This is a genomic window from Paeniglutamicibacter sp. ZC-3 (genome assembly GCF_025847175.2).
Taxonomy (GTDB): Bacteria; Actinomycetota; Actinomycetes; order Actinomycetales; family Micrococcaceae; genus Paeniglutamicibacter; species Paeniglutamicibacter sulfureus.
Window position 1 is genome coordinate 18195 of record NZ_JAOYTG010000018.1, and the last position, 19796, is coordinate 37990.

Annotated in this window: 21 protein-coding genes and 1 riboswitch; of the genes, 13 read left to right on the forward strand and 8 right to left on the reverse strand. The window is 67.0% G+C overall.

Translation table 11 applies throughout. From position 1 onward, the window contains the following. Positions 1–114 precede the first annotated feature (114 nt). The 6 genes from OIU93_RS16070 to OIU93_RS16095 all read right to left on the reverse strand — a co-directional run bounded on the left by OIU93_RS16070 (position 115) and on the right by OIU93_RS16095 (position 7067). The gene (locus tag OIU93_RS16070) at positions 115–1347 is read right to left on the reverse strand and encodes a DUF6716 putative glycosyltransferase (protein ID WP_264271074.1); all 1233 of its coding nucleotides are present in this window, start codon (positions 1345–1347) and stop codon (positions 115–117) included. Next, positions 1344–2360, reverse strand: a complete 1017-nt coding sequence (locus tag OIU93_RS16075) for a hypothetical protein (protein ID WP_264271075.1) — start codon at positions 2358–2360, stop codon at positions 1344–1346. Before OIU93_RS16075 ends, OIU93_RS16070 begins: the two co-directional genes overlap by 4 nt. Beyond that, positions 2347–3711: an alpha-2,8-polysialyltransferase family protein gene (locus OIU93_RS16080; RefSeq protein ID WP_264271076.1), complete on the reverse strand. Its 1365-nt coding sequence runs from the start codon at positions 3709–3711 to the stop codon at positions 2347–2349. Before OIU93_RS16080 ends, OIU93_RS16075 begins: the two co-directional genes overlap by 14 nt. Then, positions 3708–4733: a glycosyltransferase family 2 protein gene (locus OIU93_RS16085; protein WP_264271077.1), complete on the reverse strand. Its 1026-nt coding sequence runs from the start codon at positions 4731–4733 to the stop codon at positions 3708–3710. The genes OIU93_RS16080 and OIU93_RS16085 overlap by 4 nt, the downstream gene beginning before the upstream one ends. A 129-nt stretch (positions 4734–4862) precedes the next feature. Continuing rightward, positions 4863–5756, reverse strand: coding sequence for an N-acetylneuraminate synthase family protein (locus OIU93_RS16090; protein ID WP_264271078.1), 894 nt, complete (start codon positions 5754–5756; stop codon positions 4863–4865). Between the two features lie 87 nt (positions 5757–5843). Further along, complete coding sequence (locus tag OIU93_RS16095) at positions 5844–7067, reverse strand: acylneuraminate cytidylyltransferase (RefSeq protein ID WP_264271079.1); 1224 nt, start codon at positions 7065–7067, stop codon at positions 5844–5846. A gap of 423 nt (positions 7068–7490) precedes the next feature. Here OIU93_RS16095 and OIU93_RS16100 point away from each other — a divergent pair, with 423 nt between their 5' ends. The 7 genes from OIU93_RS16100 (at position 7491) to OIU93_RS16130 (ending at position 10910) form a co-directional block, all read left to right on the forward strand. Next, positions 7491–7943 (forward strand): MarR family winged helix-turn-helix transcriptional regulator, encoded by a 453-nt coding sequence (locus tag OIU93_RS16100; RefSeq protein WP_264271080.1) that lies wholly within the window; start codon positions 7491–7493, stop codon positions 7941–7943. Between the two features lie 139 nt (positions 7944–8082). Beyond that, complete coding sequence (locus tag OIU93_RS16105; protein WP_264271081.1) at positions 8083–8316, forward strand: hypothetical protein; 234 nt, start codon at positions 8083–8085, stop codon at positions 8314–8316. Between the two features lie 363 nt (positions 8317–8679). Then, positions 8680–8838 (forward strand): alternate-type signal peptide domain-containing protein, encoded by a 159-nt coding sequence (locus OIU93_RS16110; RefSeq protein ID WP_264271082.1) that lies wholly within the window; start codon positions 8680–8682, stop codon positions 8836–8838. An 84-nt stretch (positions 8839–8922) separates the two neighbouring features. Beyond that, the gene (locus OIU93_RS16115) at positions 8923–9207 is read left to right on the forward strand and encodes a hypothetical protein (RefSeq protein ID WP_264271083.1); all 285 of its coding nucleotides are present in this window, start codon (positions 8923–8925) and stop codon (positions 9205–9207) included. A gap of 40 nt (positions 9208–9247) precedes the next feature. After that, on the forward strand, positions 9248–9790 hold the full coding sequence (locus tag OIU93_RS16120; RefSeq protein WP_264271084.1) for a SipW-dependent-type signal peptide-containing protein: 543 nt from the start codon (positions 9248–9250) through the stop codon (positions 9788–9790). A 29-nt stretch (positions 9791–9819) separates the two neighbouring features. Continuing rightward, positions 9820–10422, forward strand: a complete 603-nt coding sequence (locus OIU93_RS16125; RefSeq protein WP_264271085.1) for a signal peptidase I — start codon at positions 9820–9822, stop codon at positions 10420–10422. After that, positions 10419–10910, forward strand: a complete 492-nt coding sequence (locus OIU93_RS16130) for a hypothetical protein (RefSeq protein ID WP_264271086.1) — start codon at positions 10419–10421, stop codon at positions 10908–10910. The genes OIU93_RS16125 and OIU93_RS16130 overlap by 4 nt, the downstream gene beginning before the upstream one ends. Positions 10911–10923: 13 nt before the next feature. Here OIU93_RS16130 and OIU93_RS16135 read toward each other — a convergent pair whose 3' ends face one another. Together OIU93_RS16135 and thiE are read right to left on the reverse strand one after the other, a co-directional pair. After that, on the reverse strand, positions 10924–13311 hold the full coding sequence (locus OIU93_RS16135; protein WP_264271087.1) for an excinuclease ABC subunit UvrA: 2388 nt from the start codon (positions 13309–13311) through the stop codon (positions 10924–10926). 130 nt (positions 13312–13441) lie between these two features. After that, complete coding sequence (gene thiE / locus OIU93_RS16140) at positions 13442–14122, reverse strand: thiamine phosphate synthase (protein ID WP_264271088.1); 681 nt, start codon at positions 14120–14122, stop codon at positions 13442–13444. A 14-nt stretch (positions 14123–14136) separates the two neighbouring features. Further along, a riboswitch (TPP riboswitch) is annotated at positions 14137–14271 on the forward strand. On the opposite strand from thiE, the gene thiO reads away from it, so the two are divergent. From thiO to OIU93_RS16170, 6 genes are all read left to right on the forward strand, one after another. Next, complete coding sequence (gene thiO / locus OIU93_RS16145) at positions 14266–15498, forward strand: glycine oxidase ThiO (protein WP_264271089.1); 1233 nt, start codon at positions 14266–14268, stop codon at positions 15496–15498. (Overlaps the previous riboswitch by 6 nt.) Continuing rightward, positions 15495–15734, forward strand: a complete 240-nt coding sequence (gene thiS, locus OIU93_RS16150; RefSeq protein WP_264271090.1) for a sulfur carrier protein ThiS — start codon at positions 15495–15497, stop codon at positions 15732–15734. The genes thiO and thiS overlap by 4 nt, the downstream gene beginning before the upstream one ends. A gap of 52 nt (positions 15735–15786) precedes the next feature. Further along, on the forward strand, positions 15787–16590 hold the full coding sequence (locus OIU93_RS16155; protein ID WP_264271091.1) for a thiazole synthase: 804 nt from the start codon (positions 15787–15789) through the stop codon (positions 16588–16590). A gap of 24 nt (positions 16591–16614) precedes the next feature. Next, positions 16615–17295, forward strand: coding sequence for a 4a-hydroxytetrahydrobiopterin dehydratase (locus OIU93_RS16160; RefSeq protein WP_264271092.1), 681 nt, complete (start codon positions 16615–16617; stop codon positions 17293–17295). 144 nt (positions 17296–17439) lie between these two features. Next, the gene (gene moeB, locus OIU93_RS16165) at positions 17440–18594 is read left to right on the forward strand and encodes a molybdopterin-synthase adenylyltransferase MoeB (protein ID WP_264271140.1); all 1155 of its coding nucleotides are present in this window, start codon (positions 17440–17442) and stop codon (positions 18592–18594) included. Between the two features lie 61 nt (positions 18595–18655). Further along, a complete protein-coding gene (locus tag OIU93_RS16170) occupies positions 18656–19789 on the forward strand; it encodes a sorbosone dehydrogenase family protein (protein ID WP_264271093.1) in 1134 nt (377 codons plus the stop codon). The last annotated feature ends 7 nt before the right edge of the window (positions 19790–19796 follow it).

Genomic DNA, 19796 nt, shown 5'->3' on the forward strand with positions numbered 1-19796 from the left:
TCAAAACTTCTGGGCAGGGGAAGGCCCACCGTCCAGCACATCTACAATGCTAAGTGAGAAAGCGGGACGGTTATTCCCAACGGGCTTCTTCAGTGGTACAAGCGGGCTGGCGGATCAGATCCGGGAGCCGCGTTCGCGCAGCCACCAGCGCCGTATCCGCAGCAACGCCTCGAGGGCCGGGCGTGGCAGCGAGGTGCGTACTCGCTGCCTGAAAGCGACGTCACGGACCATGGCCAGCTGCTCGTTCGAGGTGGTCAGCGCCTGGTTCTGGGCACGCTGGGCATAGTGGGAAAGCGCGGAGATGAATTCCGGGCCGCGGCGGTGGAAGTAGTTTTCCCGCAACCACGCGCGATTCGGGAAAGAAAAGTGCAATGTTGCCGCGTCATCAAGGGTTCCCAAGAGCCCGGAGCCTCGGAAGACTGAGTTGAGCATCTGGTCATTGAGGCCGAAATCGGTCATCACCAATACCGGCAGTCCACGATCCACCGCCTCCAACGCAGCCGTGGAGGAGACAGTGAGCAACGCGGAACCGGGAACCAGCACCCGGTCCATGGCTCCGGTCACGAACTCCACATGCCCGGCCCCGACCTTCCCCTCGGCCACCAGCTGCTCCCACAGGGCGTCGAAGGGGTGGGCCTCTGCATGGGTCTGTGGTTCCCCGGCACGGGCGCGGAGCTTGACCAGAACGCGCACGTCCGGGTTCAACCGCGCCACCCGTTCAAGGGCCAGCAGGATCTCCTCGCGTTCGGCGCGCTGGACCGGGACCTTGGCCTGGGAAGCAAACACCACGGTGTCGATGGGGGAGGTCTGGGGCTGCGGGAACCCGGCGGTCTTCAGGAAAGGAAGCTTCGAGACCAGGATGTCGGGGCTGTGGCCGGTCTCCATGTCGGCCAGGTGCGAGAATTCGCGGGCCTCGGCATGGGAATGCACGATAAACGCGTCCCCGCTTCGCCGGTAGGCCCAGCCCTTGGTGGTCGCCGGGTAGGCGACGCCGGGCAGCGCCGAGATCAGCGCAGCGGGGCGCGCCGAGTTGGTCTTGGAGCGCAGGAGCTTCGTGAAAAGCTCGCTGACCACCGGCCCGGTGGCAGCGGCAAAGATAATGTGTTCCTCGAGCGAGTCGTAATTCAGCGCGGCCCGCGGAATGACCGGAATGTCCTCGGCCTCGAAGCAGGTGCCGGCGGTCGCGGCGGCAATCTGTTCCGGGGTGGGGGCGATCGGGGTGCGCACCAACACCACGCGGCGGTCCCATTCCGGTCCGAGGGCCGAGAGGGTGGTGCAGGCCAGCTTCAGGTAGGAATCGGAGTCGGCCACGGCCACGATGCTGGGTCTGAATGAAAGATTGTTCACGGGGTCAACAGCTCCAGGGACGAGGACAAGTGGGAACGAAGTTCTGGGGTGGCGGCGGGTTTCCACCAGGCGGCAGGGATCCCTTGGCCCAGGATCCGCACCCCGCCCTCGCCCAGCAGCAGCCGCAGGGACGGCAGGGCAGTGGAGGGCAAGGCCCGCACGACCTGGCCGGGGCGCAGCGAGCGCAATCGCATTTCGATGGGGATGGTGTGCTCGCGGACCACGATTCGGTCGTGGTCCGCGAGCAGGGCCAGGAACTTCCCCGACTCGCGGCGGTGCGGGAAGTAGGCGACGGGCCCGTCGAGCGTCAGCGAATCCAGCCAGCGGAAGTACGGCTCCGCGTGGATGAGCCCGTCGGCGGCCATGGCCGAACCGACAACCACGGTGGGCTCGTTGATCCGCTCGGTCACCGGTTGGGTGTTCAGCCATTCGAAGCGGTGGGACTCCAGGTGCCCGCCCAGCTCCAGGAACCGCTGCGCGATGTCGGGCTCGACGGGAAGGGCAGTGAAGATCAGCAGGCGGCCCGCCCGGGCCAGGGCGCGCAGGCGGTACCAGCTGGCGATGCCCAACGCCCGGCGTGCCGGGTTCGTGCGGGAGCGCGGACGCACCAAGGGGGTCGGCTCGGCGGACACCAGCGCCTTGATGAGACCCAGCGTGGCCAGGCCGTCGTCGATGATCACCACTTCCTCCACGGCGATGTACCCCAGCATGGCGCGCTGGACCCTTCCCGAATACGCGTCGCCTATCACCCAGCGCCGGGCCCCGGCGGATCCCGGCGCGGGAGGGGCAGCGGTGGACGGCGCGAACTGCACGCCCGCCGGGGCCTGCGCGATGAGCGTGGCCAGGGTGGCGTCTAGCGTCGTGGTGCCCCCGCGCGGGTGGATGCGGCTGGTGGTTCCCAGCAGCCCGGCTCCGTGCGCCTCGATGGCGGAGAGCAGTTGCAGCGGGGATTCCACCCACACCTCGGCATGTCCGAAGCGGGGACGGGCGACGGCCGATTCAGCGGGATACACGGGAAGAGGTCTCCTGGAGCGTGCGTGCCAATTTTTCCAGGGAGCGGGAGCCGACGCGCAGGGCACGACGCTTGATGCTGCGTCCCCAGACCCGGCTGCGGTTGGCCCGCGAGGGGTGGGCCCAGGTCGGGGGCAGGTCCAGGGCGGCCAGCCGACGGCGCTTGAAATGCGCGGCAAAGGACGAGTAGTTCGACTCCAGGAACGCGGCGGCATCCTCGCGAAGCCCGGGCAGGTTGCGGTACTGCATGCAATAGGCCACGGCGCGCAGCAGTGGGGTGAGTTCGTCGTCGGGACCCGCCTCGGCGGGGGTTGCCAGCTCCTGGACGAGCAGGGCGTCGACGATCGAGACCGGGATGCGGTTGCTGTTCTGGTAGGGGCTCAGTTCCTGCAGCAAGTCCCCGGTGCCCACGGCGATGACGGGGGTGCCAAGCATGTACTTGGCGCTGATCAATGCCGTGGAGAAGCAGGAGATGACCACCAACGGGCTCATGAGCGTGATGACGGTTTCGGCCAGCAGGTCGGTGTGCAGGATCCGGAACTCCAGACCCAGGGACTCTGCGCGGGCACGCAGTTGCAGCGCGGCGGTCGGGCCGGCGCTGGGGTGCGGCTTAAACACCACGGAGTCCGCCCCGGCCTCCCTGGCTGCCAACAGCATGTGATGGTGCAGCTCCAGTTCCCTGGCCGTGTCGAGGATGCCCAGCGAGCCCAGGTACTGGCCCACCACCAGGGCTGCGCCTTGGGGCAGGTCGAGGCCGGCGGGCCCTGCCGCGGCTGCCAGCTCGGCAAAGACGGCGGCCAGCGGCTCGAGGTGCAGGACCTTGCGCTGTACCGGGGCCTCGAGCAGCAGCATGGGCTCCAGGCCCGGCACCAGGTCGATGTGGATCGTCTCGCGCAGGCGCTGGGTCATCTGCACGGACAGCTTGTTGCGCGTGGGGCCGTAGGACATCAACCCGTCCGAATGCACGGAGATCGGTGCGTCGAAGAAGATCCTGGCCAATGCCTGGGCCGGGTTCACCTGGATGGATTCGAGCACCAGCGACACCTGCCCCGCGCCGAGGTTCCAGCGGTGGCGCAACAGTTTCTCGAAGAGCGGGAGTTCCTCGTTCCGGGGATTGAACTGCCCCGGGCGGCGTGGCCACAGCAGCTCGCCCAGGTCCACCACGTCGTCGAAGCGCGCGGCCAGGGCCTCGAAGCCCGGGTTCCCGCGCAGCGGTGTGGTGATTTCGGGCATCTGGCTGCCGTTGGCCAGCACCAGGACGCGGCGCTCGGCCTCCGGGAGCAGGCCGGCATCGACCATCGCGGCCAGCGAGACGACCTGGAAGTAGGTGGACGCCTGGATGAGTTGGATCATTTGCTTTCCCTCTTGGCCGCGGCGGATCGCCGCAGGCCGGTCAATGTCTTGCGGCGCTTGGCGTCGAGTTGGGCCAGCCCGTCTTCCAGCAGCGGTGCCGGCACCATCGCCAGCCGGTCGGCGATGCGCAAGCGCAGGGCCTGGCGCAGGGCGGGCGGGAACTCGGCGGAGCGCTTGAGGTGGTGGCAGGAAACGGCGAGGAATTGCCGCAGTGCCTTGGGTGCGTGGGCCTCGTGCGCCGGATCGTCCAGCACCATGTCCAGGATCCCTGCATAGGCGTCCACGAAGTCCAGTTGCCGGTCGTCGAAGACCTGCGTGAGGGAGCCGGGAAGTCCGCGGCGGTAGAAAACCCCCGGCGCGTTCAGGACCGCGTAGCTTTTGGCGTTGAGGCACAGCTCCCACATCCAGGCCCTGTCCTCGCAGGTGCGCAGCTCCTCGTTGAAGCGCGGTGCAGCGGACTCCAGCACCTCGGCGCGGTACATGCCCGCCCAGACCAGGGGGTAGTCGATCATGGTCGCGGTGTGGATGGGGGAGATGTCGTCGGCCGGGTCCAACACGATGTTTCGGTTGGCCTGCGGAGCGTGGTGCAGGGTCCGGTTCGCGCCGGTGACCCGGACGTGGTCGCAGCGCACGAAGTCCACGTCCAGTGCCTCCAGCCCGTCGGCCAGCTGTGCCAGGTGGTTCGGGGCAAACCAGTCGTCGGGATCCAGGAAGACCACGAATTCGCCGCTGGCGTTTTCCAGCCCGGTGTTGCGGGCGGCGGACACCCCGCGGTTGGCATGGTGCGTGAGGATCTTCAGGCCGGGAATGCGTGTGCCGAACTCCGCGGTGATTGCCACGGTGGCATCGGTGGAGGCGTCATCGACAACCAGGACTTCCAGTTCCCTTCCCTTCAGTTGCTGGAGGGCCAGGGACGCCAGGGCGTCGCCAATGAAATCCTGCTGGTCCATCGCGGGGATGATGACGCTGATGCGGCCGGGGACGCGGGTCTTGACGGGGGGAAGTGTGGCTGTGGAGGGCATGGGGATCTCGGTGTGGTCCTTAGGTCTGGGAGGCTGGTCGACGGCATATGTGGCCACCTAGTCCCGTGGGGTGCCCGCCTGGTAGGCGGACACCCCACGGTGTTGAAGCTATGCGAAGAATGCTACTGGTTAGGCATCGACGCGGCGCAGCCGGGACAGCGGTGCCAGCTCGCCCGGGAAGACCTTCTTGACGCCGTCGCCCATGGCCTGCTCGAGGATGCGGATGTCGCGGATCAGTGCCTCGAAGCCCTTCGGCTCCAGCGAGGAGGCCTGGTCGGAGCCCCACATGGTGCGGTCAAGGGTGATGTGGCGCTCGACGGTGACGGCGCCCAGGGCGACTGCTGCCAGCGAGATCTGCAGGCCGCGCTCGTGGCCCGAGTAGCCGACCGGAACCTGGTAGCGCTCCTGCAGCGTGGTGATCATGCGCAGGTTGGCCTCTTCGGGAGGCAGCGGGTAGGTGGAGGTTGCGTGCATCATGACCAGCTTGTCGGTGCCGAGGGTCTCCACGGCCTTGTCGATCTGCTCGATGGTGGACATGCCGGTGGAGAGGATGATCGGCTTGCCGGTCTCGGCCAGGGCCTTGAGCAGCTCGATGTCGGTGACCGAGGCGGAGGCGACCTTGTGGGTCACTGCGCCCTGCTCTTCCATGAACTCGACCGAGGGGACGTCCCACGGGGAGGCGAAGGCGTGCAGGCCCTGTGCTGCGGCGTAGCGGATCAGTTCCTTGTACTGCGCTGCATCGAATTCGACGCGGTAGCGGTAGTCCAGGTAGGTCATGTCGCCCCACGGGGTGGAACGGATCTTGTCGCGCATGTCCATCGGGGTGGAGATGTCGGGGGTGCGCTTCTGGAACTTCACGGCGTTGGCGCCGGCCTTGGCGGAGACGTCGATGAGCTGCTTGGCGATCTCCATGTCACCGTTGTGGTTGATGCCGATCTCGCCGATGACATAAACCTGCTGGCCGGTGCCCAGGGTCTGCTCGCCGATGGCGACGGGTGCGGTTTCCGTGGTGGTGATAGTCATGGGGGACTTTCCTTTCGTTGATTGCCGGACCGTTCGGGTTGGTTATGTGAAGGTCACGGCGAGAATTGGTGGAAAACTGTGGGGGGCCTAGCGAACCAGTGAGGGTTCCAGTGGCCCGGATGCCGGGACGGTGGCTGTCACGGTGTTTTGGCTGGTGGTGCCGGCCAGGATGAGGTCGGCGGCTTCCCGCACCGCGCCGCGGCCGCCGGGCCGCGAAAGGCGGTGCCGGGCAGCGAGGTGTACGGAGTCTTGCGCGTCCGCCACCGTCAGTGGCCAGCCGACCTGGTTCATGGCGTCCAGGTCGTTCACGTCGTTGCCAAGGTAGGCGACGCGTTCCGGATCCAGGCCGAGGTCGGCGATCCATTGGTTCAGGACGGTGGCCTTGTCGCTCACGGCCTGGGCGACTTCCACGCCGAGCTTGGTGGCCCGGGCGGTGACCACGGGGTTGGTTTCCGTGGACAGGATCAGCAGGTGGATTCCTGCCTTCTTCAGCAGCGAGATGCCCATTCCGTCGGAACGGGAGACCCGTACCGATTCGCTTCCGTCCTGGCCGAGGTAGGCGGTGTCCGGGGTGTGCACGCCGTCGAAGTCGGTGACCAGCGCGTCAACGTCGATCCCGGCCACGGGCGTGTTGTGGGTCAGTCGCCATTGGGCCAAGGCCAGGTCGGCCTCGGTGTCGATGTCGATTCCGTGGTCCTCCGGCACCTGGGCCAGGGCCAGGGAGCCGAAGAAGCGATGTTCCGCCTCAAGGAATCCCGCGGTGTCCATGACGTAGAACGCCCCGGTTTCGCGGAACCGCGGTTCGCGGTCCTGCCGTCGCGGACGCCGTGCGGCATCGTGTCCGCTGGCCTGGGCGGCCCCGGTTTCGTCGCAGCTCCAGTGGAACCCGTGGTCGGGAACCACGGCAAAGCTGACGTCCGCCGCCCCGCTGGCAACCGTGGTGATGGCCGCCTGCAGGTCTGCCGGGTCAATGACCGGCGAGGTGCATTGGATGAAAACGGTGATTTGGGGGAGAACGTCCAGCGTGCCCAGGGCGTGCAACAACACCGATTCGCTGCTTGCTGTGTCACCGGCGATCTCTGCCGGGCGGTCGATGACTGTTGCGCCGTTTGCCAACGCCTCCGCCTTGATGTCCGGGTGATCCGTGCTGACCACGACGTCGAGAACTGACGGCGTGGCAAACGCGGATTCAATGGCCCGGGCCAGCAAGGTTTGGCCGCCGATCCTGCGCAGGTTCTTTAGCGGGATTCCCTTTGATCCCCCGCGGGCCGGGATGATGACCAGGGTCTTCGCTTCGCTGTTCGTACTCACAACCAAAGACGCTATCGGCGCAAGTCAACGAGCCGACCGCATTTAGGTTAACGGGAAGCGACAACTGGGAGACTATTGGGAAATGTCGATGATAACCCCTTGTCAGGACGCTTTTGCCATGGTTGAAATTAAGGATTGGGTATCGCCCGGGCAGCCGGGTTGCCCCAAGGGGAAGGTAAATGCAGGCCGGGCATGGGGGGCAGGGTTTCGTCGTGCGGCGGGTGCTGCACCGGGGCCGGAGTGCGAAGCCTGTCGGTGTCGGGGCCACCGTGGCCGGCGCGGGTGAGGGCGGCGTATCCGCGGGAGGGCACCGCCTCCGGCCCCAGTGCACGCGGGCTGCCTTCGGCCGGGACTCTCGCAACGGGAACTGTTTTCCGTACCTATGATGGATGGACGGAACCATCCACCAAAGCAGGGAACAAAGTGAGCGAAAAACCGCCGGTAGATCCGCTGGCGTTGGAGAACCAGGTTTGTTTTGCGCTGTCCTTGGCGTCGCGCAGCGTGGTCGCGGCCTATCGGCCGGTCCTTGAGCCGCTGGGGCTAACCCATCCCCAATACCTTGTCATGTTGACGCTCTGGGAGCATGAACCTCTGTCAATCAAGGGCCTGAGCAATCTGCTCCAATTGGACCCCGGAACACTGTCGCCGCTGGTGAAGCGAATTGAAGCTCTCGGCTATGTGCGGCGCAGCCGCAGTGCGGCCGATGAGCGGACCCTGGAGATAGTGCTGACCGAAAAAGGCAGGGACGCCCGGGAGCTTGCCCTGGAGGTGCCCACGGAGATGATGCGGCGACTGGATATGGACGGCGAAGAACTCATTGCCCTCCACGCGACCATGAAGAAGGTCATCGCGGCCGCCTCCAAGGCGCCCCACTAGGACCCTCCGCATTCACCGGAGGATGCCCCGGGGTAATTAGTTGGTGTACCAATCATTGGCTTACAATTGAACCGACGCAGCCCACCGGACGATCCGCCCGCAATCGGGTTGTTGTCCCACAGAAAGAGACTGGAAACCCATGAGTGACAAGAAATTGCCCATTGTCGAGGACACCACGGGATTGAGCCTCACCTACCGCGTTCTGTGGCGCCTGCAGTTCCTGGGGTTCACCGTCCTTGGCCCCGCAGACCAATTGCCGCACCGCGATCCGCGCGAGCGCCTGAAGCGCGACCGTGCCCGCAAGGTGCTGCGCGCCCACGAAGCGGCCGGAACCCAAGCGCCCGATGAGGTCATTGCGGCAGCAAACCGTTGATCCAGTGCCGCCCGGCCCTTCCATCGTTGCGATAAGGCCATGTCTCCCCGGGGGGCATTGCCTTTTGGTGAAGAGATGGGATTTAGCCGCGGCAGGCGCGTGATGCATTGAGTGAAACCGCCGTGCGAACAAGCCAGGGAACGGCGTATCCCCTGGCTTGGCGCAAGGACTTGTGGCTGGCGTTGAGGAAACACGCCAACGATCAAGGTTCCCGCAAGAACGGCTAAATCAAGCCTTGAGATGATTGCGGAAAGCTTGGCGGAAGTTTGCCGAAAAGTTAATCTCCATCTTGTGGTTCGACCTGCACAGTAGATGTTGCACCGGTCGCTGGGTCCGGTGCAGGACTTGTGAAGGACCAACACGATGAACAAGATGACGAAGGGTGCTCTTGCGACCGGCCTCGACGTGGCACTGCTGCTGGGAGGCGGCGGAACGCTCGCAGTTTGGAACAAATCAGTGGCCGAGCCGGCAGGAACCATTACCTCGGGCGATCTTGAGCTGACCGCGGGCACCGGAACCTGAACCAATGACGCCGGCACCGCGATCCAACTGGGTTCATACAAGGCAGTCCCGGGCGACGCGCTGCACTTCTCGCAACCAGTCACCGTGGCGCTTGCCGGCAACCTGATGAGCGCGTCGCTCACGCTGACCAATAATCTTGCCTCTTCGGTCTCTTACCTCCAGGTCGGCAGTGCGACCCTGAAGGATGCAAGCGGAACCGTCGTCACCGGGCCCCTTGATCCCAGTTCGTCCGGTAAGTACACCGCCTCGGTCAGTGTGAAATTCCTGGAATCAACCACCGGGACCGAGGGCACCAAGGCCACCAACGACCTGGGAAACATCGGTTTCAAGCTGGAACAGATCGCGCCTGCCGGCACCACCGAGCCGTAACGCGACCGCCGGTAAAACCAGGAACCACGAGGAACACCGCATGGGCACGAAAACGACGCTGAGGATGGTTGCGATCTTGGGGGCCGCAACCATCCTGGCGCTGTTCACGGTGCAGGGAACCCTTGCCGCGTGGAACCAAACGGAAACATCGACACGCCAGATCGTGACCGGCGCCGACTTCTCGTTGGCCGTCAAGGCATCCGGGGCAACGACCCAACAGCTCTCGGTTGCGGGGCAAACCGTGACGATTCCCGGGGTCACCGGGCTACTGCCCGGAGCCACCCGCACCACCGCCGTCACACTCACCAATTCGAGCAACGCCGGCAGCGGGACGTTCCGCATCAGAGTGGATCCGGGACTGCCAAAGGCAACAGGTGCGCTCGCGCCCTATCTCACCACCGTCCTCTACATGGTCCAGGGCGCCGATTGCTCGGTGATCCGCGTGTCAACGGCAGTGGAGCTGGGACAGGGCCAAAGTGGCACGCTCTGCCTGAGAGTCGCGCTGGCGGCCAATGCCCCGGCAACCCTTGGGGGAGCGGTTGCCGGCGTTGGCTTCAACCTCAACGCCACCCAACTCCAGTAAACCCACCTCCCAGAAAGGTATGGTCCCCCATGTCCCGGCATACGGCAGCACATTCATCCTTCACCCGCCACGCACTTGGCCGGGCCGGGACCGCCGTCAGTTTCGTCGCCCTGGTTGCTGCCTCGTTGGCAGCATTGGTGCTCATCGTGGTCCCCGCACTCACGGGGTCGCAGGCCTATTCGGTGCTGACCAGCTCCATGCTGCCGAACTATGGACCGGGAACGCTGCTGGTCGTCAAACCCGCCCCGTTTGAATCGTTGAACGTCGGCGACGTGGTGACCTACCAGCTTGAATCTGGCCGCCCGGAAGTCATCACCCACCGCATCGATTCACTCGCCGCGGACCAGTCGGGCATGCGCACGCTGGTCACTCGGGGAGACAACAACGATGTTGCCGATGAAACCCCTGTCACCGAGGTGCAGATGCGCGGGAAGCTGTTCTACGCGGTGCCGTACGCAGGATTCGCGGCCAATTGGCTAGGCAACCACGACCGCGGACTGGTGGGCAACCTTGCTGCAGCCGGGCTGATTGGCTACGGTGCCATCACCATGATCCGCGGACTTCTCGCACGGCGGCGTGCCGCGGCGACCCCCGGCCAGGACGACGAGGCCTCCCGGCAGGTGTCGGCGTGAGCGCGCGCGGCACCCGCGAGCGGTCGGGTTCGTGGCGCATCGCGGCGATTGTCTACGGCGTCATCGTGGTCCTTGGGCTCGGCGCCACCGGAGCACACGCGCTGTGGACGCTGAGCGGGTCGGTGGCCTCCACCGTGGTCGCCGGCGCGTGGGCACCGCAGGGCGTCAACCCCGCAACCGTGACCTGTACCCGCAAGGACGGGCCGCTGTTGGGCGATTCATACTCCGATCTGACCCTGAAATGGGGCGCAGTCGACGCCACCGGATACACGGTGCAAGCCGTGCGGAACTCGGTCACGACCACAAAAACCACATCGAACACAACGGCAACCTTGCGCCTGGACGGCGCGGCCCTGTTGGGCACCTACGTGTATGCCGTGACAATCACGCCCACGGCCTCGGGGCTTAGCGGCGCGCCGGCGCGCGTCACGGCGGAGCTGTCCAAGGTCCTGCTCGTGACCAGCGTGAAGTGCACCCCGGCCTCATAGCGGGCCGGGACGGCTACGCTCCGACGTAGGCTCCCAGGTGCTTGCCGGTCAGCGTGGAACCATCGGCCACCAGCTCCGCAGGGGTCCCCTCGAAAACGATGGTGCCCCCGTCGTGGCCGGCGCCCGGGCCGAGGTCGATGATCCAGTCGGCGTGGGCCATGACCGCCTGGTGGTGCTCGATCACGATGACCGACTTGCCCGACTCCACCAGCTTGTCCAGCAGGCCCAGCAGCTGCTGGACGTCGGCCAGGTGCAGGCCCGTGGTCGGCTCGTCCAGGATGAGGATGCCGCCGGATTCTCCCATGTGGGTGGCCAGTTTGAGGCGTTGGCGTTCGCCGCCCGAAAGTGTGGTCAGCGGCTGGCCGATGCCCAGGTAGCCCAGGCCCACGTCCGAGAGCCGGGAGAGGATCTTATGTGCTGCCGGCAGCTTCGCCTCGCCGGCGGCGAAGAATTCCTCGGCTTGCGCCACCGACATCGCCAGCACCTCGGAGATGTCCTTGCCGCCCAGATGGTAGTCGAGCACCATCGCGTCGAAGCGCTTGCCCTCGCACTCCTCGCAGGTGCTGGAGACCCCGGCCATCATGCCCAGGTCGGTGTAGATGACCCCGGCGCCGTTGCAGGTGGGGCAGGCGCCCTCGGAATTCGCGCTGAACAGTGCCGGCTTCACGCCGTTGGCCTTCGCGAAGGCCTTGCGGATCGGCTCCAGCAACCCGGTGTAGGTGGCGGGGTTGGAGCGCCGGGAGCCCTTGATGGAACCCTGGTCGATGCTGATGACGCCCTCGCGCCCGGCCACCGAACCGGTGACCAGCGAGCTTTTTCCGGACCCGGCGACGCCGGTGAGCACCGTGAGCACGCCCAGGGGGATGTCCACGTCGACGTTCTTCAGGTTGTTGGTGTTGGCACCGCGCACCTGAAGCGCCGAGGTGGAAGTGCGCACGGTCTCCTTCAGCGTCGCCCGGTCATCCAGGTGGCGCCCGGTAATGGTGTCGCTGGAGCGCAGGCCCTGCACGGAGCCCTCGTACATGATCTGCCCGCCGGCGGTGCCTGCCTTCGGGCCTAGGTCAACGACGTGGTCGGCGATGGCGATGGCCTCGGGCTTGTGCTCGACGACCAGCACGGTGTTTCCCTTGTCGCGCAGGGCAAGCAGCAGCTCGTTCATCTTGTCGATGTCGTGCGGGTGCAGCCCGATGGTCGGCTCGTCGAAGACGTAGGTGACGTCGGTGAGCGAGGAACCCAAGTGGCGGATCATCTTGGTGCGCTGCGCCTCGCCGCCCGAAAGCGTACCGGAGGGGCGGTCAAGGGAGAGGTAGCCCAGCCCGATGTCGACGAAGGAATCCAGCGTGTCTCCCAGGGCGCCGAGCAGCGGGGCGACCGAGGGTTCGCGAAGCCCGCGGACCCACGCTGCCAGGTCGCTGATCTGCATGGCGCAGGCGTCGGCGATCGACTTCCCGTCGATCTTGGAGTTTCGGGCGTGCTCGGCCAGGCGCGTACCGCCGCACTCGGGGCAGGCGGTGAACGTAATGGCGCGCTCCACGAAGGCGCGGATGTGCGGCTGCATGGCTTCGACGTCCTTGGCCAGGAAGGACTTCTGCATCTTGGGGATAATGCCTTCGTAGGTGAGGTTGATGCCCTCGACCTTGATCTTGGTGGGCTCCCGGTACAGCAGGTCATGCATTTCGGTCTTGGTGAATTTGGCCAGCTTCTTGTCCATGTCGAAGTAGCCGGATCCGGAGAAAATGCGCCCGTACCAGCCGTCCATGGAGTATCCGGGAACCGTCAGCGCCCCCTCGGAAAGTGACTTGGTCTCGTCGAACAGCGCGGTGAGGTCGAAGTCGTTGACCTTCCCGCGGCCCTCGCACTCCGGGCACATGCCGCCGGTGATGGAGAAGCTGCGCCGCTCCTTGATCTTCTTGCCGCCCTTTTCGAGGGTGACGGCGCCGGCGCCGGAGACCGAGGGGACGTTGAAGGAGTAGGCCTGCGGGGAGCCGATGTGCGGCTGCGCCAGTCGGGAGTAGACGATGCGCAGCATCGCGTTCGCGTCGGTGACGGTCCCGACGGTGGAGCGCGGGTTGGAGCCTAGGCGTTCCTGGTCCACCAGGATCGCGGTGGTCAGCCCCTCGAGCGTGTCGACCTCGGGGCGGGCCAGGGTGGGCATGAAGCCCTGTACGAACGCGGAGTACGTCTCGTTGATCATGCGCTGGGACTCGGCGGCAATGGTGCCGAAGACCAGCGAGGACTTGCCGGATCCGGAGACGCCGGTGAACACCGTGAGGCGGCGCTTGGGGATCTCGACGCTGATGTCCTTGAGGTTGTTCACCCGCGCGCCGCGCACGCGGATCACCTCGTGGCTGTCCGCGGCGTGCACCGATGCGGGCCTGTTGGTGGTCATCTCGCTGGTCATCGCTTTTCCCCTTCGTGCCGTTTCCGCGTCGGCGGAACTCCCGTGCCTACACTATCGCCCCGGTGCCGGCGTCGGCTTCTTGGAAACTGCGGCACCGCACCAAATCCTGCCCGCAGCCGGACCCAGCAGCTCAGCCAAGTTCCGGCAACCTGGAAAGCAATGCCCTGGCCGCCTCGGTCGGGTCGTCTGCGTCGGTGATCGCGCGCACCACCACGATGCGCGAGGCTCCGGCGGCGACGACCTGCTCCACGTTGGCGAGGTCGATCCCGCCGATGGCGAACCACGGCTTGGATGTTTGGAGGGCGGCGGCGTGTTCCACCATCTCCAGTCCGACGGCCGCGCGGCCGGGCTTGGTCGGGGTGGCCCACAGTGGGCCGACACAGAAGTAGTCGGTGTTGGGGTCTGCATCCGCCGCGGTGATCTGTTCGGGATCGTGGCTGGACAGCCCCACGATGGCCGAGGGGCCGAGCAAGGACCGTACACCCGGAAGCGGCAGGTCCTTTTGGCCCACGTGGAACACCGGTGCGCCGGAAAGCAGCGCGAGGTCGGCGCGATCGTTGACCGACCACAACTTGCCGAATTCCCCGGCCACATCGCGCAGCACCCGGAGCAGCTCGAGCTCCTGCCCGGCATCGAGGTTCTTGTCGCGCAGCTGGATGATGTCCACCCCGCCGGCATAGGCGGCACGCAGGAACTCGGCGAAATCCCCGCGGTCGGCCCGGGCATCGGTGCACAAGTACAGGCGTGCGGAGGCGAGGCCCGGGGCGCTTAAGACGGGAGTTGCTTCATCTTGGGTGGTGATCTGGCTCATGTCTCATAGACTAGTTCAGTACCGCGGGAGCCAGGAAAGCTGGCTGAGAGGGCGCCGATTGCGCCGACCGACAGACGCCATCCCCACACCGGGGCGGCGTGGAACCTGATCCGGCTCATACCGGCGTAGGGAAGGAGACCTCGATGTCGTGCACCGTGCCCGACCCCCTGTCCACCGGCATTGCCGTCATCGGCGGCGGAATCATCGGCCTGGGCATCGCCCTGGAAGCCCAGCGCGCCGGGCACCGGATCACGCTGATCGACCCGGACCCGGCCGCCGGTGCCACGTACGCCGCCGCCGGCATGCTGGCCCCGGTCAGCGAGCTGCACTACCAGGAAGAGGACCTGCTTTCCCTTACCCTGGCTTCCTCCGCCCGCTGGCCCGGCTTTGCCCGGACCCTGGCCGCCGAGACCGGGCTGGACATCGGATACCGCACCACCCCCACGCTGGCCCTCGCTGCCGACGCCGCCGACCGCGCCGCGCTGGGCGACCTGCGCGAGGCACAAACCCGGCAGGGACTTCAGGTGGACCGGGTGACCACCCGGGAGGCCAGGGTGCGCGAGCCGATGCTGTCCCCGAACATTTCCGCCGCCCATTTGATCACACAGGACCACCAGGTCGACCCGCGGGCCCTGGCCAAAGCCATCCTGACGCGCCTGGCCGCCGTGGGCCGCGAACGCGACGGGACCGAACCGTCCAAGACCCTCGTCCGCGCCCGGGCGACGGGCCTGCTGCACCAGGACCCCGCCGATTCCCGCTCCCCGGTCACCGGGGTGCTGCTTGCCGACGGCACCGAGATCCATGCCCGCGAGACGATCCTCGCCAACGGCCTGGGTGCCGCCGATTTCGCCGGACTGCCCGAATCCCTGGTGCTTCCGCTGCGCCCGGTGCACGGGGACATCCTGCGGTTGCGCGTGCCCGAGCACCTGCGTCCGCTGACCACCGCCACGCTGCGCGGGATGGTGCGCGGGCTGCCGGTGTACGTGGTCCCGCGCGAGGATGACACCGTGGTCATCGGAGCGACCGCCCGCGAGGACGGCAACCCGGGGGTCAGCGCCGGGGGAGTGCACCAGCTGCTGCGCGACGCGCAGGTGCTGCTGCCCGCGGTCGCCGAGCTCGAACTCATCGAAACCACCGCCCGCGCCCGCCCCGGGACCCCCGACAACGCGCCGCTGCTCGGACGCGTGGCGGCCTGGGATGGTGCGGATGTGCCGGGTCTGCTGATCGCCACCGGATTCTTCCGCCACGGCGTGCTGCTCACGCCGGTCGCCGCCCACATCGTCCTCGAGCTGGTCGCCGGCCGCAGCGACCCCGCCTGGGACCGCTTCCGACCCGACCGGTTCTCACCGGCATTGAAACCCAAGGAGTATGCATGAGCACCATCCAACTCAACGGCGCCCCCCGGCCGCTGGCCGCCGGAACCACCCTGGCCGAACTCGTCACCGCCGTCACCGGCCGCGAGCTGCTGCCCACCGGCAAGCCAGCCGACGGCGGACGCCTGGGCGTGGCCGTTGCCCGCAACTCCGGGATCGTGCCGCGCAGCCAGTGGTCGGTGACCGAGCTTGAGCAGCACGACGACATCGAGATCGTCACCGCCGTCCAGGGCGGCTAAGCACCTCCCTGCACCTCCGCCCCGCCCCCCTCTTGGAAGAAAGCGAAGGACCATGACACAAACACTCACGCAGGCCGAACCGCTGGTCATCGACGGCATCACCCTGGGCTCACGGCTCATCATGGGCACCGGCGGCGCCCCGAGCCTGGACGGGCTGGGTGCCGCGCTGATTGCTTCCGGCACCGAGCTGACCACGGTGGCCATGCGCCGCTACAGCGCTCCCGGCCCGGGGTCCACCGGCGGCACCAACCTCTTTGACCTGCTGTTGGAGAACAACATCCGCGTCCTGCCCAACACCGCCGGCTGCTTCACCGCCCGCGAGGCGGTCATGACCGCCGAGCTCGGACGCGAGGCCCTGGAAACCGACTGGGTCAAGCTCGAGGTGATCGCCGACGAGCACACGCTGCTGCCCGACGCGCTCGAACTCGTCGAGGCCACCGAGGCCCTGGTGGAGCGCGGCTTCAAGGTCTTCGCGTACACCAACGACGATCCGGTGCTTGCCCTGCGCCTGGAACAGCTTGGGGCCGCGGCCGTCATGCCGCTGGGCGCCCCGATCGGGACCGGGCTGGGAATCCTGAACCCGCACAACATCGAATTGATCGTCTCCCGGGCCTCGATCCCCGTCATCCTCGATGCCGGAATCGGCACCGCCTCCGATGCCGCGCTGGCCATGGAGCTGGGCTGCGATGCGGTTCTGCTGGCCTCCGCGGTGACCCGGGCACAGGACCCGGTGGCCATGGCACAGGCCTTTAGACATGCCGTCATTGGTGGCAGACTGGCGGCACAAGCAGGGCGCATCCCCAGGCGCACGCACGCCCTGGCCTCCTCCGCCATGGAGGGACGCCCGGATCTCTAGAACCGGAACCCGAAGGAGAGAACCATGCCCGCAAAAGACGTTCTGACACTCGAACAAGTCCAGGCGAATCTGCTGCAGCTGCCGCAGTGGCGCTATGGAATGGGAGCGCTGCGCACCGCGCTGAAGTGCCAGTCCTCGGCCTCGGCGCTGGCGCTGTTTTCCACCATCGGCGCCCTGGCGCAGGAAGCCAACCACCACCCGGACGTCGACTGGCGCTACGACACCTTGTTCATCACCCTGACCTCGCACGACGCAGGAGGCAGGGTGAGTGCGCGCGATGCGGCGCTGGCCAGGTCGATCTCCGCCCAGGCGCAGAACTCCGGCGCCGTGGCCAAGCCTGAACTGTTGCGCGTGGTGGAGATCGCCATCGACACCGACGACGAGGACGCCATCTCGGAAACCTGGCGCACGGCGCTGGGCTACAAGCGGCAGAAGGACGGCAGCCTGGCCGACCCCTTCGGCCGGGGACCGGCCCTGTGGTTCCAAAAGACCGCCACGCCCAACGCCAACCGTTTCCACCTGGACATCACGGTGCCGCACAGTGAAAGTTCGCCCATCCTCAGCGAGTTGGAAGCCACCGGCGCTGCCCTGGACCCCGAGGCCGCCCCCAGGTTTGTGGTGGCCACCGATGCGCAGGGCAACAGGCTATGCCTGTGCACCGAGGAAGGCCGCGAAATCGACGGCTCTCCCGTGGATGGCCAGTAGCCCCACTCCTTAAGGGTCATCCCCCAAAAGCGTTTCGCGGGGATGACCAACATTGTTCTGGTTGCAAACGGCAGATCATTTTTTGTTGTCCCTTTTGTCCCCCTAAGGCAGGTTTCATTGAGTCAGACGCTCGTCGAAAACAACATGGCAATGTTGCCGCCCCTCGTGGAACCGGGGCCGCCCCTGATCGCCGAGGAACTCGAACGCTACTCCCGCCATGCCCTCATGCCGGAGATCGGGCTCGAGGGACAGCGCCGGCTGCGCAACGCCAAGGTGCTGGTCATCGGCGCCGGCGGCCTGGGCTCGCCCGCGCTGCTGTATCTGGCCGCCGCCGGGGTGGGAACGCTGGGGATCGTCGATGACGACACCGTTGAACTGAGCAACTTGCAGCGCCAGGTGATCCACGGGGTCCACGACATCGGCCGCACCAAGCTGGAGTCCGCCCGCGAATCGATTGCAGCCATCAACCCCGGGGTGGAGATCGTGCTGCATCCGGTGCGGCTGGATTCGACCAATGTGCTGGAGATCTTCGCCGGCTACGACGTCATCCTGGACGGCGCGGACAACTTTGCCACGCGCTATCTGGTCAACGACGCCGCGGCGCTGCTGGGCAAGCCCTACGTCTGGGGTTCGATCCTGCGCTTCGATGGACAGGTGAGCGTCTTCTGGGCGAAGCACGGCCCGAATTACCGCGATCTCTATCCGGAGCCTCCGGCGGCGGGCACCGTCCCCTCCTGCGCGGAGGGCGGTGTCTTCGGGATGCTGTGTGCCTCGATCGGGGCCATGATGGTGACGGAGGCCGTCAAGCTCATCACCGGCGTGGGCGAGACCCTGCTGGGCCGGCTGCTGGTCTTCGATGCGCTCGGCGCACGCTGGCGCGAACTGCGCATCGCCCGGGACCCGGAGGCCTCCCCGATCACCGAACTCATCGACTACGGGAGCTTCTGCGGCATCTCCGCGCCCGGGAACCGGGAAGAGGCGGACGAGGCCCTGATCGGGGTCGGGGAGCTGGCCGACCGGTTGGCCGCCAGGGATACGGGGGCAGCGGACTTCCTGCTGCTCGATGTGCGCGAGCCGGTGGAATTCGAAATCTCCCGCATCCCCGGGTCCGTGCTGGTGCCCCTCGCGGGAATCAAGGACGGATCCGCGCTGGACGGGATTCCCCGCGGCGTGCCGCTGATCCTGCACTGCAAGTCCGGGGTCCGCTCCGGACAGGCGCTCGATGCCCTGCGCTCCGCCGGCTACGGAGACGTGGTGCACCTCAGTGGCGGGATCGATGCGTGGGCAACCATGGCTTGACCACCGCGCTCACGGGGCCGTTCGCGGTCACACGGTCCGCATCCATTACCGGGAGAAAACCATGAAACATGTACGCGCGGCCTCGCTGTTCGCGGCCGGGCTGGGGATCGCCGTCCTGCTGGGGGCCTGCACCCCGGCGCCACCGACCGGCCCGGGCCCCTCCACGCCCCCGCCTTCTCCGTCCCTCTCCGCATCCGGGACGGCCACCTCGGCACCGCTCCGGGATCCGGCGCCGGCGGGCACCCCGCGGGCGGTGGCCACGGGCCTGCAGGCGCCTTGGTCGGTGGTGTTCCGCAACGGAACCCCGCTTCTCAGCGAACGCGACTCCGCCCGCATCCTTGAACTTGCCGAGGACGGCACGACGCGCGAGATCGGAACCGTCCCCGGCGTCCGGCACGGCGGGGAGGGCGGTTTGCTGGGCCTTGCCGTCGATTCGCGGGACCGCCTGTACGTGTACTCGACCGCGGCCGGGGGCAACCGGATCCAGCGCTTCGAGCTGACCGGTGCGCCCGGGTCGCTGGCCCTGGGCAGCCCCGAGACAATCCTGGAGGGAATCCCCGCGGCAGGCGTCCACAACGGCGGGCGCCTGGCCTTCGGCCCCGACGGGATGCTCTACGCCACGGCGGGCGATGCCTCAGAGGGCGGCAGCGCGCAGGACCTGGACTCCCTGGGCGGCAAGATCCTGAGGATGACCGCCGAGGGAGCGGTGCCACCGGACAATCCGTTCCCCGGCTCGCTGGTCTACAGCTACGGGCACCGCAACCCGCAGGGCCTGGCCTGGGCGAAGGACGGCACCATGTTCGCCGCCGAATTCGGGCAAAACACCTGGGACGAACTGAACATCATCACCCCGGGCGCCAACTACGGCTGGCCGCGGGTCGAGGGCATCGCCGACGAGGAGGGCTTCACCAACCCCGTGCAGCAGTGGGAGCCCGGTGCCGCGAGCCCCAGCGGCATGGTGCACGTGGACGGGACGCTGTTCATCGCGAACCTGCGCGGTACGGTGCTGCGCCAGGTGCCCGTCGCCGACCCCTCCACTTCCACCGAACACTACAACGGCGAGTTCGGAAGGATCCGCGACGTGGCAGTGTCCCCGGACGGGGAACTCTGGATTCTCACCAACAACACCGACGGGCGGGGCAACCCCGGCCCCGACGACGACCGCATCCTGGGCGTTCGCCTGGACCGGGGGTAGGGATCCG

What these genes read in the sequence shown, in the direction of transcription:
- OIU93_RS16080 (WP_264271076.1), bottom strand. Translation starts at nt 3,711, where the DNA reads ATGATCCAACTCATCCAGGCGTCCACCTACTTCCAGGTCGTCTCGCTG.
- OIU93_RS16085 (WP_264271077.1), bottom strand. Translation starts at nt 4,733, where the DNA reads ATGCCCTCCACAGCCACACTTCCCCCCGTCAAGACCCGCGTCCCCGGC.
- OIU93_RS16090 (WP_264271078.1), bottom strand. Translation starts at nt 5,756, where the DNA reads ATGACTATCACCACCACGGAAACCGCACCCGTCGCCATCGGCGAGCAG.
- OIU93_RS16105 (WP_264271081.1), top strand. Translation starts at nt 8,083, where the DNA reads ATGAGTGACAAGAAATTGCCCATTGTCGAGGACACCACGGGATTGAGC.
- OIU93_RS16110 (WP_264271082.1), top strand. Translation starts at nt 8,680, where the DNA reads ATGAACAAGATGACGAAGGGTGCTCTTGCGACCGGCCTCGACGTGGCA.
- OIU93_RS16120 (WP_264271084.1), top strand. Translation starts at nt 9,248, where the DNA reads ATGGGCACGAAAACGACGCTGAGGATGGTTGCGATCTTGGGGGCCGCA.
- OIU93_RS16125 (WP_264271085.1), top strand. Translation starts at nt 9,820, where the DNA reads ATGTCCCGGCATACGGCAGCACATTCATCCTTCACCCGCCACGCACTT.
- OIU93_RS16135 (WP_264271087.1), bottom strand. Translation starts at nt 13,311, where the DNA reads ATGACCAGCGAGATGACCACCAACAGGCCCGCATCGGTGCACGCCGCG.
- thiE (WP_264271088.1), bottom strand. Translation starts at nt 14,122, where the DNA reads ATGAGCCAGATCACCACCCAAGATGAAGCAACTCCCGTCTTAAGCGCC.
- thiO (WP_264271089.1), top strand. Translation starts at nt 14,266, where the DNA reads ATGTCGTGCACCGTGCCCGACCCCCTGTCCACCGGCATTGCCGTCATC.
- thiS (WP_264271090.1), top strand. Translation starts at nt 15,495, where the DNA reads ATGAGCACCATCCAACTCAACGGCGCCCCCCGGCCGCTGGCCGCCGGA.
- OIU93_RS16155 (WP_264271091.1), top strand. Translation starts at nt 15,787, where the DNA reads ATGACACAAACACTCACGCAGGCCGAACCGCTGGTCATCGACGGCATC.
- OIU93_RS16160 (WP_264271092.1), top strand. Translation starts at nt 16,615, where the DNA reads ATGCCCGCAAAAGACGTTCTGACACTCGAACAAGTCCAGGCGAATCTG.
- moeB (WP_264271140.1), top strand. Translation starts at nt 17,440, where the DNA reads ATGGCAATGTTGCCGCCCCTCGTGGAACCGGGGCCGCCCCTGATCGCC.
- OIU93_RS16170 (WP_264271093.1), top strand. Translation starts at nt 18,656, where the DNA reads ATGAAACATGTACGCGCGGCCTCGCTGTTCGCGGCCGGGCTGGGGATC.